This is a genomic window from Burkholderia sp. KJ006 (genome assembly GCF_000262695.1).
Taxonomy (GTDB): domain Bacteria; phylum Pseudomonadota; class Gammaproteobacteria; order Burkholderiales; family Burkholderiaceae; genus Burkholderia; species Burkholderia vietnamiensis.
In genome coordinates, this window is record NC_017921.1 from 2120695 (window position 1) to 2132807 (window position 12113).

Genomic DNA, 12113 nt, shown 5'->3' on the forward strand with positions numbered 1-12113 from the left:
GGCAACGCACCGCGCAGCGCAGGCGCCGCCGGCCATCGCCTACACTGCTTCCATCCGGCCGGCGCCCGCCGGCCGTCACCGACCGCGAGGCGAACGATGACGGTGAGTCAACCCGCACACCCGAAACTGCCCGGCCAGGTCGTGCTCGTGCTGCAAGGCGGCGGCGCACTGGGTGCGTACCAGCTCGGCGTGTTCGAAGCGATGAACGCGTCGGGCATCCAGCCCGACTGGGTCATCGGCACGTCGATCGGCGCGATCAACGCGGCGCTGATCGCCGGCAACGCGCCGGCGCAGCGCGCGCAGCGGATCGCACAGTTCTGGCGTCACGTGACCGAACGCCCCGCGGTGAACGTGCCGGGCCTGCCGACGACCTGGAACAAGATCGGCGCCGAGTTCGCGGTGATCGGCGCGGGGCTGCCCGGATTTTTTCGGCCGAACCCTGCCGCGTGGCTCGGGCCGCTCGCGCACGTCGGCGTCGAGCACGCGTCGTACTACGTGGCCGAGCCGCTGCGCGACACGCTCGCTTCGCTGATCGACGTCGAGCTGCTGAATGCGGGCCGGCCGCGCGTCACCGTCGGCGCGGTCAACGCGTGCACCGGCGCGATGCGCTATTTCGATTCCCGCGAGCGCCGGCTCGGCCTCGACCACGTGATGAGCTCCGGCGCGCTGCCGCCCGCGTTCCCGGCCGTGCGCGTCGACGGCGCGCCGTACTGGGACGGCGGCATCTATTCGAATACGCCGGTCGAGGTCGTGCTGGACGATGCGCCGCGCCGCAGCTCGATCATCTTCTCGGTGCAGATGTGGAATCCGGTCGGCCCCGAGCCGCAGAGCATCTGGCAGGTGTCGGAACGGCAGAAGGACATCCAGTATGCGAGCCGCACCGACGGCAACATCGCGCGGCAGCAGCAGATTCACCGGCTGCGTCACGTGATCAACGAACTGGTGATGCGCGTACCGGAGCCGGAGCGCGCGTCGGCGGACGTGCAGGCGCTCGCCGCATGGGGCTGTCAGACTACGATGCGCGTCATCAAGCTCGCGGCGCCGCGACTCGACGGCGACGATCAGTGGAAGGACATCGATTTCACGCCGGACGGGATTGCCGCGCGCCGCCAGGCCGGTTTCGACGCGACGATGCAGGCGATCGCCGCGCGGCCGTGGGAACGGCCGATGGATCCGACCGAGGGCTTGAGCGTGTGGAGCCCGGAAGAAAACCGGATCGGCGAACGGCACAACTGACGCGCGCCGCGCGGCGGCGTCGCGTGGTGCCGCCCGCGGCGCGCGCTCGCGCGGCCGCTCAGAGCGCGCGCACGATGCCGCCGTCGACGCGCAGGTTCTGCCCGGTGATGTAGCCGGCGCCTTCGGACAACAGGAACGTCACCGTCTGCGCGATCTCGTCGGTCCTGCCGAACCGGCCGACCGGGATGCGCGCGACGATCTCGGGCGTCTCCGGCCAGCTGTCGATGAAGCCGGGCAGCACCGAATTGACGCGAATGTTGTCCTTCGCGTAACGCTCCGCGTACAGCCGCGTGAACGCACTGAGCGCCGCCCGCAGCGCCGACGACACGGGCATCGGCTGCTCGGGCGCATCGGCCGCGAAGCTCGAGATGTTGACCACGGCGCCGCCGCCCTGCTGCAGGAACACCGGCGTGACGCGACGCAGCACGCGTACGACGTTGAGCACGATCAGGTCGAGCCCTTCGTGCCATTTGGCGTCGTCGATCGCGAGCAGATCGCCCTTCGGCGGATGCCCGGTGTTGTTGACGACCGCGTCGATGCGGCCGTATTTCGCGAGCGTGCCGCTCACGAAGCGCTCGATGTCCGCGTCGTCGGTGACGGAGCCCGCGATGCCGAAACCGCCGAGTTCCGTCGCAAGCTCGACCGCGCTGCCGGACGGCGACATCAGCGCGACGCGATAGCCGTGGTTCGCGAGGTCGCGCGCGATCGCCGCACCCATGCCCTTGCCCGCCGCCGTGATCAACGCCACTTTTTCTACAGTCATGCCGTTCTCCAGAATGGTCGGCGCAACGCTACCGACGTGTGCAAAAGCGCCACTCTAGGCCTCTATAATCGGCCTGTCGAACGATCATTTCTGCATTTACCCTGTAGGTTTTCTACTGCATGAAGGCGCTGTCCAATGCCCGTCGGTTTCCGCCGCTGAATGCGCTGCGCGCGTTCGAGGCCGCCGCGCGCCACCTGAATTTTCGCCTCGCCGCCGATGAACTCGGCGTCACCCAGGGCGCCGTCGCGCAGCAGGTCCGGCATCTGGAGGACGCGGTGCAAGTACAGTTGTTCCGGCGCTTGCCGCGAGGGCTCGCGCTGACGCGCGACGGGCTCGAGTATTTCTCGTCGGTCCAGCGCGCGCTGCAGCTGATCGCCGACGCGACGCAAGCGCTCGGCCAGCGGCCGGCGGCGCTCACGGTCAGCACGACGCCGTCGTTCGCGTCGAAATGGCTGATTCCGCGGCTGGCCGACTTCGGCCGGCAGCATCCCGACATTGAAGTGCGCGTCGTCGCGGACGAGCGGCTCGCATCGTTCCGGGCCGATGGCGTCGATATCGCGATTCGGCTCGGCAAGCCGCCGTTTCCCGCCGGGCTGACCGCGCAGTTACTGTCGCCGCTCGACGTGTTCGCCGTCGCCAGCCCCAAATTGCTCGACGGCGCGCCGCCGATCCGCTCGATCGACGATCTGTCGACGCACGTGCTGTTGCACGACGCGCACGATCTGTGGCCCGAATTCGTCGACAAGCTCGGCGGACGAGGCCGCGTGGACGCGACCAAGGGCCCGCGCTTCAGTCAGTCGCTGCTCGCGATCGACGCCGCGATCGCCGGCCAGGGCATCGCCTTGACGAGCGAGCCGCTCGTCGAGCGCGATATCGCCGAAGGCCGGCTGCGGCGCGTATTCGATTTTTCGTTTCCGATGTCGCTCGGCTTTTACGTCGTCTTTCCGAATGCGAATGCGCAGTCCGATACGCTCGAAGCCATGCGGCGGTGGCTGTTTGCGCAGTATGCGGCTGCGTGAGCGATGCGGGACGCGCCGTCGATGTGTGCGCACAAAAGTGTCCGTACCTCGACTCCTTGCCAGTACGGTCTTCGGGTGTCCCGCCGCGTTGCCGGAAATCGTAGAAAGTCTGTACTCGAGTCGGAAACGCGACCGCGTTGCAGTCGAAGGCACACAAGACTCCACACTCGGCAATGGCGACGGAGGGTTTGGACGAGACATTAAACGGGGAGGCACTGAGGGACAGTAGCTACGCGTCTTTTTGAAACCGTCTCTATGGAAACACTGATCAATAGACGATCACGCGAGGTTGTCGGTGACGCAGGCGTGGCATGGCTGCATGTCGAAGCGAAGCATCGCCCGTTCGGGGAAGTTTGACCCGAGGATGCGCTTAATTTCCCGCATTTCTCACACGCATGACGGATTGCTCCCATGAATCGACCGCAGCCGGTTTCGCGCGATCACCAGATTCGCCAAGGCGAACAGACTGAACAGTTGCGCGGTGTTCTTGAACAGCCCCTTGTAGCGCACCTTGCGATGACGGAACAGGTTCTTGACGACATGAAACGGATGCTCGACCCGCGCGCGGATTTGCGCCTTGGTTCGCTCCAGCGCGATTACCAGATCCTTCAGCGCACCGTCGCGCATGGCCTTGATCTTTCCTCGCTTGGCCGCCACGCGCCACTTTACCGACTTGCTCTTCATTTCAGCGCGCTTGTCCACGCCGATGTAGCCCGCATCGCCGAACGCTTCTTGCTCGTGGCCGTGCAACAGCGCGTGCGCTTGCGAAACATCCGACACGTTGGCCGACGTGCCAACCACGCTGTGAACCAGCCCCGAATCGGCATCGACGCCGATGTGCGCCTTCATGCCGAAGTGGTAAGTAGACCCGGGGAACCGCCCCCCGAGCCTCTCGCAGAACCGTACGTGACACTCTCGCGTCATACGGCTCCCGTTATCCAGCCTGCGGCGTAACCACACGCCAGTGAGCGAACAGCATCGGGTTGGTCCGGCGCATTCTGTCCAGCCAATCGGCACTGCGTCGCCTGCGCCCGTGTAGGCCCTTGTACTTCCGTCTGGCCCAGCGCTCAAGAGCACAGTCGATGTGCTGGACGATGCGAAGCATGGCAGTCTTGTAGAACGCGCCATAGTAATTCCCCGTTACTATCTTCACGCCCCGATAATCGGGGCTATGGCCAGCCAGGCCCGGCATGATTCTCGCCCCCAGTCGCAGTCATGATCCGGGGGGTGTTGTCACCGGGCCTGGTGGGTGGCTGGTGATCGCTGATAGGGGTTTGGCCGGGATATCCCGACGCCGTCCGTAACGTGGATGCCGAGACTTGCCACCGTTGTTGCAGGCCAATCCGTTCACTCTGCATAAACTTCGATGCAAGACACTCAACAACGTGACGCCGTCGATGTCTTTGTCGGCGTCGATGTCGGTAAGGGCCACCATCACGCCGTGGCACTCGATCGGAACGGTAAGCGCCTGTACAACAAGGCACTGCCCAACGACGAGGCCAAGCTGCGCGCCCTCATCGCCGAACTCAAGACTCACGGTCGACTGCTGTTCGTCGTCGATCAGCCTTCCACCATCGGTGCGCTTCCTGTAGCCGTCGCCCGCGCCGAAGGCGTACTCGTCGCCTATCTGCCCGGACTGGCCATGCGCCGCATCGCTGATTTGCACGCCGGCGAAGCCAAGACCGATGCCCGCGACGCCGCGATCATCGCCGCAGCCGCTCGCTCGATGCCGCATACGCTGCGCTCGCTTCGACTGGCCGACGAGCAACTCGCCGAACTCACCATGCTCTGCGGCTTCGATGACGACCTCGCCGCTCAGGTCACGCAAACCAGCAACCGCATTCGCGGGCTGCTTACCCAGATCCATCCGGCGCTCGAGCGTGTTCTCGGACCGCGCCTTGACCATCCAGCGGTACTCGATCTGCTTGAGCGCTATCCGTCGCCCGCCGCGCTTGCCGGCACCAGCGAGAAGACGCTCGCCAATCGCCTGACCAAGCTCGCTCCGCGCATGGGCAAAGGCTTAGCGGCCGAAATCGTTCAGGCACTGAGCGAACAAGCCGTGACCGTGCCCGGCACGCAAGCCGCCACCATCGTCATGCCCCGTTTAGCCCAGCAGCTTGCGGCATTGCGTAAGCAACGCGACGAGATCGCTGCCGAAGTGGAGCGATTGGTGCTTGCTCACCCTCTTTGGCCGGTCCTGACCAGCATGCCGGGAGTCGGCGTCAGGACCGCCGCCAGACTCCTGACCGAGGTCGCTCATAAGGCGTTCGCTTCGGCGGCGCATCTGGCGGCCTACGCCGGCCTCGCGCCGGTTACCCGACGCTCAGGTTCATCGATACGCGGTGAACATCCATCCAGACGCGGCAACAAGGTGCTCAAGCGCGCCTTATTCCTATCCGCCTTCGCGGCCTTGCGGGACCCAGTCTCACGGGCCTATTACTCGCGCAAGATCCAGCAAGGCAAGCGTCATAACCAAGCGCTCATCGCGCTCGCGCGGCGACGCTGCGACGTTCTGTTCGCCATGCTGCGCGACGGCACCATTTACCAACCCAAGTCAGTCCCTAACGCTTGACGAAACACATAGGGGCACCCCCCTGTATCACTGGGTTATATAGTCTCGCCACATCGGCAAGCGTTACGTGGGTCTGGCGGTTGAGCCGCCACCCCCGCACTGCCTGCCGCATCCGCTTCAGCGCATCTTCGCTGGCCCCCGGAAGGAAGCTGGTGAAAATGCCGCCTTGCGTGCTATACGCCTTTCTCGGCCTGAACGTGAAGCCGAGGAACGTAAAGCTCGCTTGCGAATGGCGTTCGCTTCGATTGCTGCCCCTGCAATACACGATCTTCGATTTCTCCGGATGCATCGTCAGCCCGCAAGCTGCCAGCCGTGCTGCAATAGAACGCATCACGTATTCCGCCTGCTTGCGGCTATGGCAGTGAACCACCGCATCGTCCGCATAACGGGCAAACGGACAGTTGGGACTGGTGCGCTGCATCCATCGGTCGAATGTGTAATGCATGAACAGGTTCATCAGGATCGGACTGACCACACCGCCTTGGGGTGTCCCCCGCGTGCGAGGCACACGTGCGCCGTCCGCTGTCTCGAACGGTGCAACCAGCCACCGTTCGGTGTATAGCAGTATCCAGTCTTCCTTGATGTGGGTCCGCACCGCTTTCATCAGCAGTCCATGATCGATCTGATCAAAGGCTGCCTTGATGTCAAATTCCACCACCCAGTCATATCGCCAGCAGCGTTCACGAGTGATCGCCACCGCCTGCTTCGCCGACCGCCCCGGCCTGTACCCGTAGGAGTCCGGATGGAAGATTGCATCGAGGCTCGGCTCAATGACCAGTTTGACCGCGGTTTGCGCAACACGGTCTGCGACCGTGGGCACCCCCAGCTTTCTCGTGCCTCCCGACGCCTTGGGAATCTCCACCTGCTTGACCGGTGGCGGGAAATACGACCCCGATGACATCCGGTTCCACAGCTTGTATAGATTCTTCGACAGGTTCTGCTCGAACTCGGCGATGGTTTCCTCGTCGATCCCGGCCAGCCCCACGGTTGGCCTTGACCTACCGGTATGCCTCCCATACCGTGCGCTTCGCAATGTTGTACGGCTTCGCCGATTTCACGCCGCTCATCCCCGCAGGTTGACCGCGTTCACCGGCAAGATAACGCCGCCCCTTCGCTCCATTCCCATTACAGGAACTTCGACACTACTACGGGCGGCTCCACCCCTCACTCCAGCATCGGTATTCTTCCTCGTGGTGTCTGCCATTTGTCATTTCCCTTCACATCTGGAGCAAGGTTCTCACGTTCCGTACCAAAGCCTGCACTGAGATCATGCCGCCTATACACCGGCTGCCACCGGGCCCGTAAACAGGTGTCGTCCCGGTTAGTCCTGAAGCAAGTGGCCAGCCTCAGTTTCGACAGCGTCGCGGCAATAACGATGCGTCATCGGACGGTTTGCTTTCGCTCATCTTCTCAGCACGTACCCACCATCCTCTGCGGATGACTTCCCCGGTCGCTCACCACCACGCCTTTTGAACGCAGCAGCACCGGGTGGTTTGGAGCCCGCTCCTGCAAGCCGACTCCGGGAGGCCTCCTCCCATCTTCAGTACAGCATCGCAGACTCCGCCTGCGCTCGTGACACACACCACTCGTTGCCTTTCTTCGTTTGATGCATGTCCGGATCGCGACACTTCTCGGCGTTCTTGGTCGACGGCGGTGCCTCGATGATCGTTGCATCGACCAGCGTGCCTTCCTTCATCGTCAGCCCGCGTTCGCACAGCGAGATGCCAATCTCGTCGAACAGCTTGCGCGTCAGGTCATGTTCGAGAAGCAGGCGCCGGAACTTCAGCAGCGTGGTTGCATCCGGCACGTTCTCGATGGCCAGATCAATCCCGGCAAACGCCCGCATCGCGATGCTGTCGTACAGCGCATCCTCCAGCCCCTCGTCCGACAGGCTGTACCACTGCTGCAGGAAGTAGATTCGAAGCATCCGCTCCAGACCGATCGGCGGGCGCCCGCGCGCTCCTTTCGGGTAATACGGCTCGATTGCCGTCAGCAACCGCGACCACGGCACCAGCTTCTCCATCTCGTCCAGGAAACGCTGACGCCGCGTCACGCGCTTCTTGCCCGCACTTTCCGCTTCCGCAAAGCTCATCTGCCGTTTCATCGTCATGGACTCGTTCCGTGAACTATGTTCTACAACGTCCTCGGCTGCGTCAGCGATGACCACCGAGACGGATAAATCAGTGTTTCCCTAGCGCCTTCCCGATAGCGAGAAACGATTTCCCTGCCCACCACCGCTGCCAAACCTCTGACTTGCCTTCTGGCGACAACCCCGGCCGTCCCATTTATGCCATTCGTCAACCCTCCCTCATTCGATATTAATAGGAAGGTGTTGCAACAATCCGTTGAACCTACCCTTGCAAAAGGCGTCGGGTCCATACATGCGTGAAAAGGACGATTACCCCTGTTCCCGTCGGTCATCGCGGCCGGCTTCTGGATCGGCGGTCAGTGTGGTGAAGGCTACGCTTCGCGTGCTCGTGTGGCACCGTCCAGCAACGGAGCGGACGCGCGCGCATCATCGCGGCTCATCATTCCGCGGTCGACACCGCTCAGGCCTGCCGATCGCGATTGATTTCCCCTCAACTGCTCCGTGAAATATCGGTCCCGTATCAAGCGCGCGCGATTGCGCATTGCCTTGATGCGACATGTGCCGCCACTATAATTTTCGAAACAGGATTCGCATTCGAGCGATCTACAGAACTTCATCGGGAAAAGGGACATATTGCTGCCGCCTGGTCGTCGGATCGGTAAAGTATGATGGTCGCCCCGTCCGCCGATTCCCGCAGCGCCCACATCGGTCGGATTCTCGCTCGTCAGCCGGGCGCGAGCACTGGAGTCACGCATGCCGGACAACCCGCCCGTTACCGAGAATCACCTGCTTGCCGCACTGCCGAAGAACGAGCTTGTACGCATCATCCCGAACCTGACGATCGTCGACATGCCGCTCGGGAAAGTGCTGTACGAATCGGGCGGCCAGCTTCATTACGTCTATTTTCCGACCACGTCGATCGTGTCGCTGCTGTATGTAATGGAGGATGGCTCGTCCGCGGAAATCGCGATCGTCGGGCATGAGGGCATGATCGGCGTGTCGCTGTTCATGGGCGGCGAAACGACGCCGAGCCGCGCCGTCGTGCAAAGCGCTGGACAGGCCTACCGGCTCGACGCCAGCGTCCTGAAAGAAGAATTCCGGCGCGGCAACGCGATGCAGCGTCTGTTGTTGCGCTATACGCAGGCGCTCATCACGCAGATGGCGCAGACCGCGGTATGCAACCGTCATCACTCGATCGATCAGCAGCTGTGTCGTTGGCTGCTGCTCAGCCTCGACCGCCTGCCATCGAACCAGTTGCGCATGACTCAGGAACTGATCGCCAACATGCTGGGCGTGCGCAGGTCGGGCGTGACGGAAGCGGCATTGAAGCTGCAGGACGCCGGCCTCATCCGCTACAACTACGGCCATATCGAGGTGCTGGACCGACCCGGGCTCGAAAATCGCGTGTGCGAATGCTACGGCGTGGTCAAACGCGAATTCGACCGCTTGCTTCCGGCTCTGAAGCAACTCTAGCCGTCACTACGCCTCATCCGACGGCCCAGTACGGCACCCGGTTGTAGTACTGGTGAAGTGACAATCCCCACTGCGATTGCGTCATCACCGGCCAATGCTCCTCGTCGAAGCCCGGGGCGCTTTTGACATGCGCAGCGGTTACATCCAGATGGAAACATTTGTCGCCGACATTGTATTTCATCGCACTCCACGGAATGGCACGAAGCATCTCGCCCGTGCCGCCGCTGGACGCCACCGCGTAGGCAATTTTGCCGAGGTGCAAATCGAGCACGATGTCGAATACGTTGCCGATATTCTCACCGTCCGACGCGATGATCTGGCTGCCCTTCAGGACATCCGCGGTCGTCACCATATGACCGGGTTCATCGCCAGCATCGCGTTCGACGAGCTTGCTTCCGTTTCCGTCATCCCCGGATCGGTCGGGGGTATGGAGCATCCTCATGGTGTAATCCTTGGACAAGTTCCGGGAATATCCGTCTCGTGCACGGCCTCGACATCGAAAGCGGCACTCGACGCACGAGAAAACGCTACGTGCATCGGCATTGGAAGTCGGTACGGCTCCGTACCGGGGTACACCGGGAATATCGGCTCGCCGGTGCGCCGACCGATTTCGCCATGCTTATCGATATCGCCGGATATCGGCGACTACTCGATGCCTCGTGGTCGCGCAGGGCGCCCACCCTGCGCTAGCGGTGCTTGATGTGCGACGACTTCCGATGATGCTTTCGGTGGGTCGGGCGGGAGATCATTTTCGTTACACCGCCGATCGACGGCGGATCGCTGGCGGGGAATGTCCCCTCCACCGCCTCGTCGACATTACGTTCGCTCTTGCCGCCGTTCGTATGCTGCTCTCGATATCTGCTGCGCATAACCGCCTCCATGGAGGTGAGGTTCGGATCGGGCCGCGCCGGATTCAGCTGGGCCGCCCGCGTGAAACGCCTCCGGTCACCTGCCAGCATAGACCCGATTGGAATATTCCGCCCGGTGCTAGCGCGATCCGCCGACCAACGCCAGGCATCGCGAGACAGCCACGCACACCAGCAAACCGTCCAGCATCGGAAAGACTCAGCCCGCACACCCGCCTATAGCCGGGCCACCGGGCCGAATTCGCCGCCGCCCGTATGAATCACGAGACGTCAACTCCTTCAATTTCCATCTGGATCCGCCATGAAACTTGCTCTTCTCGCCATCCCCCTGACAGATTGCCGGCGCGTACGCCGTGGCGGCGACAGTCGCCCTCGGCTCAGCGGTTTTCGCCCCACTCTCGAATGCCGCCGCCCCTGCACCGGATCACGCAGATTGCCGAAATCGAACGGCGTCTACGGGCATGGCAGAGAGAGGACAAGTCCTGCCGGGCAATTGCCGCGGTACCGGGTGTCGGGCCGCTGACGGCGACCGCAGCAGTTGCAACGATGGGGGATGTGAAGACGTTCCGATCCGGGCGCGAGTTTGCGGCGTGGATCGGGCTGGTGCCGAGGCAAACCGGCACGGGCGGTAAGGTCCAGTTGCCGGGTATAAAGCTGCAACCCATCCTGTCGCGGTCGGAACACACGAAAAACCGTCGCAAACGGGAGGCGTTCATCTAAACATGATGGACGTTTCAATCGGACACGCATGTCGAAACACGATGGCACCGAGAACGGGGATGCGACTCGTCGGCCTGATCGTTCCGTTCGGCTGCCTTGTCGGTGCACCGCAGTTGCGCGCGGACAGAATGAATCACGGCTGGGACCGGGGCAACCACGCGGGCATGACGCATCACGGCGGTCGCCACCACGACCATCCCCCGCACGGGCGCCCGGCGTCTCGCAGTTCTTCCCCCTGCGGCTGTGGTGACGCACGAATCCAGTCCGGCGGACGGATACACCCGGCCGGCAAGTGGACGTAGTGAATCTCACGACTTCGTTATCCTGATGATGACCGAGTGGATGTGTCGCGACATGCCGGGAGGGGAGATTTACGCCCGTGCGTGCTTTGTACGGTTTCGTACCGCATCTGGCATTCGTTGTGTGTAGCGTCTCAACCATGCCGGCCACCCGGGGGACGCGCTCGGCGGGCATCGTTCCGCATCGACGGGAACGGCTGGATACCACTGCACGGCAGGCAGGTTCGCCTGATTACCAATGTGCAGGGCATCGTTCTGACGAGGACATCATGTTGCGAAGCATCCGAAGGTTGCACGGAGATACGGTTCGAGCGAAGGACGGCGATATCGGGCACATTAACCAGGCCTACTTCGACGATGACAACTGGTGTATTCGCTACCTCGTCGTCGAGACGGGCGACTGGCTGCACGACAGACGGGTTCTCATCTCGCCATATTCCGTAACACATCCCGAATTCCGCACGCTATATGTCAGTCTGTCGCAACAGCAGGTGAGAGACAGCCCGAACGTGGACACGCACAAACCAGTATCGCGCCAGCACGAGATCGAGTACCTGCGTTACTACAACTACCCGACTTACTGGGGCGGCCCGAACCTTTGGGGGATGGGTGCTTACCCGGCTTTCGATCCGGCCGGTCCGTCGCAGGACCTCGAAGCGGGTGACCCGTTGTTCTCGCACGGCGCGGCGGCCAGTACGCCGGCGGATACGCATCTGCACAGCACCGGCGAGGTCGACGGCTATCGGCTCGAAGTCAAGGACGGACATATCGGCCACGTGTCCGACTTCATTTACGACGATGAAGCCTGGGTGATCCGCTATCTGGCGATCGACACGTCGAGCTGGTGGTCGACCGGCAAGGAAGTGCTGATCGCGACTCACTGGCTCGACCAGGTGGACTGGCCGACGGAAACGGTATCGACCACGCTCACGCGCGACGCGATCCGCCGCAGCCCTCCATACGACGACTCGCAGCTCGTGCATCGAAGCTACGAGATCGAGTTGCATGAGTTCTACGGCAAGCACGGCTATTGGCACGGAGACCGATAACGCTGACCCGCACAATGGCTAGCCAAC

Annotated in this window: 9 protein-coding genes and 3 pseudogenes; 6 read left to right on the forward strand and 6 right to left on the reverse strand. The window is 62.8% G+C overall.

All coding sequences use genetic code 11. The features are described 5' to 3' along the window. Nucleotides 1-96: 96 nt before the first annotated feature. On the forward strand, nt 97-1236 hold the full coding sequence (locus tag MYA_RS23245; protein WP_011882551.1) for a patatin-like phospholipase family protein: 1140 nt from the start codon (nt 97-99) through the stop codon (nt 1234-1236). 58 nt (nt 1237-1294) lie between these two features. Here the strand turns inward: MYA_RS23245 and MYA_RS23250 are convergent, their stop codons facing one another. Then, nucleotides 1295-1999, reverse strand: a complete 705-nt coding sequence (locus MYA_RS23250) for an SDR family oxidoreductase (protein ID WP_014725324.1) — start codon at nt 1997-1999, stop codon at nt 1295-1297. Between the two features lie 119 nt (nt 2000-2118). Between MYA_RS23250 and gcvA the strand changes: the two genes are divergently transcribed. Beyond that, the gene (gene gcvA, locus MYA_RS23255; RefSeq protein WP_014725325.1) at nt 2119-3018 is read left to right on the forward strand and encodes a transcriptional regulator GcvA; all 900 of its coding nucleotides are present in this window, start codon (nt 2119-2121) and stop codon (nt 3016-3018) included. A 387-nt stretch (nt 3019-3405) separates the two neighbouring features. Here gcvA and MYA_RS23260 read toward each other — a convergent pair. Then, a pseudogene (locus tag MYA_RS23260) lies at nt 3406-3888 on the reverse strand (IS5 family transposase); the annotation flags it as partial. A 496-nt stretch (nt 3889-4384) separates the two neighbouring features. On the opposite strand from MYA_RS23260, the gene MYA_RS23270 reads away from it, so the two are divergent. Next, a complete protein-coding gene (locus tag MYA_RS23270; protein WP_014725327.1) occupies nt 4385-5590 on the forward strand; it encodes an IS110-like element ISBma3 family transposase in 1206 nt (401 codons plus the stop codon). Here MYA_RS23270 and ltrA read toward each other — a convergent pair. Further along, complete coding sequence (gene ltrA / locus MYA_RS23275) at nt 5580-6575, reverse strand: group II intron reverse transcriptase/maturase (RefSeq protein ID WP_014725328.1); 996 nt, start codon at nt 6573-6575, stop codon at nt 5580-5582. The two genes, MYA_RS23270 and ltrA, sit on opposite strands and share 11 nt — an antisense overlap. Nucleotides 6576-7172: 597 nt before the next feature. Beyond that, nucleotides 7173-7694: pseudogene (locus MYA_RS23280) on the reverse strand (IS5 family transposase); the annotation flags it as partial. Between the two features lie 738 nt (nt 7695-8432). Here MYA_RS23280 and MYA_RS23285 point away from each other — a divergent pair. Continuing rightward, nucleotides 8433-9152, forward strand: a complete 720-nt coding sequence (locus MYA_RS23285; RefSeq protein WP_014725330.1) for a Crp/Fnr family transcriptional regulator — start codon at nt 8433-8435, stop codon at nt 9150-9152. A 13-nt stretch (nt 9153-9165) separates the two neighbouring features. On the opposite strand, the gene MYA_RS23290 is transcribed toward MYA_RS23285, so the two are convergent. After that, complete coding sequence (locus MYA_RS23290; RefSeq protein ID WP_034194768.1) at nt 9166-9594, reverse strand: PRC-barrel domain-containing protein; 429 nt, start codon at nt 9592-9594, stop codon at nt 9166-9168. 244 nt (nt 9595-9838) lie between these two features. Next, on the reverse strand, nt 9839-10021 hold the full coding sequence (locus tag MYA_RS23295; RefSeq protein ID WP_041494320.1) for a hypothetical protein: 183 nt from the start codon (nt 10019-10021) through the stop codon (nt 9839-9841). Nucleotides 10022-10447: 426 nt separating this feature from the next. Between MYA_RS23295 and MYA_RS23300 the strand changes: the two are divergent. Continuing rightward, nucleotides 10448-10669 (forward strand): annotated as a pseudogene (locus tag MYA_RS23300) (transposase); the annotation flags it as partial. 637 nt (nt 10670-11306) lie between these two features. After that, nucleotides 11307-12086 (forward strand): PRC-barrel domain-containing protein, encoded by a 780-nt coding sequence (locus MYA_RS23305; protein WP_014725333.1) that lies wholly within the window; start codon nt 11307-11309, stop codon nt 12084-12086. Nucleotides 12087-12113 lie beyond the last annotated feature (27 nt).

Excerpts from the sequence above, each read along its gene's own strand:
- MYA_RS23245 (WP_011882551.1), top strand. The coding sequence starts at position 97 with ATGACGGTGAGTCAACCCGCACACCCGAAACTGCCCGGCCAGGTCGTG.
- MYA_RS23250 (WP_014725324.1), bottom strand. The coding sequence starts at position 1,999 with ATGACTGTAGAAAAAGTGGCGTTGATCACGGCGGCGGGCAAGGGCATG.
- gcvA (WP_014725325.1), top strand. The coding sequence starts at position 2,119 with ATGAAGGCGCTGTCCAATGCCCGTCGGTTTCCGCCGCTGAATGCGCTG.
- MYA_RS23270 (WP_014725327.1), top strand. The coding sequence starts at position 4,385 with ATGCAAGACACTCAACAACGTGACGCCGTCGATGTCTTTGTCGGCGTC.
- MYA_RS23285 (WP_014725330.1), top strand. The coding sequence starts at position 8,433 with ATGCCGGACAACCCGCCCGTTACCGAGAATCACCTGCTTGCCGCACTG.
- MYA_RS23290 (WP_034194768.1), bottom strand. The coding sequence starts at position 9,594 with ATGAGGATGCTCCATACCCCCGACCGATCCGGGGATGACGGAAACGGA.
- MYA_RS23295 (WP_041494320.1), bottom strand. The coding sequence starts at position 10,021 with ATGCGCAGCAGATATCGAGAGCAGCATACGAACGGCGGCAAGAGCGAA.
- MYA_RS23305 (WP_014725333.1), top strand. The coding sequence starts at position 11,307 with ATGTTGCGAAGCATCCGAAGGTTGCACGGAGATACGGTTCGAGCGAAG.